The organism is Bacteroides sp. MSK.20.12, assembly GCF_019052435.1.
Taxonomy (GTDB): domain Bacteria; phylum Bacteroidota; class Bacteroidia; order Bacteroidales; family Bacteroidaceae; genus Bacteroides; species Bacteroides xylanisolvens.
Genome location: NZ_JAHQVH010000101.1, coordinates 1 through 1,303 on the forward strand (window position 1 = coordinate 1; position 1,303 = coordinate 1,303).

Here is a 1,303-nt window from a genome sequence, read left to right on the forward strand (position 1 = left end):
CAGGGCAGACGCATTAAAAATTATTGTTCTGTAAAAGTTGTGACAAATATTTTTCATCCCATCCGGCTTTTAGTCTTTTCAGATTCATACTTCCTTTTGTTGTTTTATCCTTCTTTAGTATGGTAAGTGCCATCTTTGTTGCCACCGAAAAGTTTCTGGCTGCATTTTTCACCTTTTTACTGTAGTCTTCTCGAAAGGTAACATCCAATTGCCAATGAAGATTATTCTCAATAGACCAATGCTGTCTGATGGCAGATGCAATCTCCTCCGGTTTGGTATTATCAAGTGAAGTTACATAGTATCTGACCTCTTGAGTATATTCTCCTGTTGCTACTATTGTTCTCTCCGACTTTATCCCTACAATAGACTTCAACCCCACAAGTTTCTTCTTAAACATTTTCTCCATTATAGAACCATAACTGACTACAGTACAGGTTCTTTTCTCAACTCTTCCATGTCCGGTATTTTCCGACACATGCCTGGTGACTCTATTGATTATTTCATCTCTATCCTGATAATCGTCAATAATTTGTTTAGCTAGTTGATAATTTTTTTTCTTATTCTCCTTTATAGCTATAATATAATTTGCATCACGCTCAATAATGGTCTGGGTTATATCTTTCTGGCATCCCATCGCGTCAATTGTAACAATACAACCACTTAGTTCCAAAGAGTTAATCAACAATGGAATAGCTGTGATTTCATTGCTTTTATCATCTACTTTTACCTGACCTAAAGAAATTCCATTAACGGCAGACCAGGCGGAAACCATCCATAATTTGAATCCTTCTTTTCCCGTAGTATGCTCTCCATCACATTGGCTTGGACCACGCATGAGCTTGCCATCTATAGCTACAACGCCTTTCACCTCCTGACAAACTTGTTTTACCCAATTACGAAAGATCAACTCAAAATACTCGGGCTTTATTATACTGAAGAATCTATTAAAAGTATCATGACTAGGGATGAACTCCAGGTCAGGTATGCGACTTTTGAAAAAAGCAATTTTCGCATTGCCAAATTCCTCAATCTCATTCCAAGACTGGGCGCCACAGATTACAGCAGCAATGGATATATAGATAATAGTTTCCATTTTATGTACTTTTTTGCGGTTCATCCTAGGATCTTCTATTTGTTTACAAAGGTCAATTATGCCAATTTTCATGTTAGTTTATGTTTTATAATATCTTATAAAGATAAGGAAAATAATCGACATATACAATAGATAATACACTAATAGTCAATAATATAAAAATAAAATACAAGTTGTAAGATAGTAAAAAATATAATGCGTCGACCCTGT

1 protein-coding gene is annotated in these 1,303 nt (G+C 35.4%); it reads right to left on the minus strand.

Going from position 1 to position 1,303, the window contains the following annotated elements:
• Window positions 1-13: 13 nt before the first annotated feature.
• The gene (locus tag KTR06_RS24320) at window positions 14-1,165 is read right to left on the minus strand and encodes an ISAs1 family transposase (protein WP_008018700.1); all 1,152 of its coding nucleotides are present in this window, start codon (window positions 1,163-1,165) and stop codon (window positions 14-16) included.
• Between the last annotated feature and the right edge of the window lie 138 nt (window positions 1,166-1,303).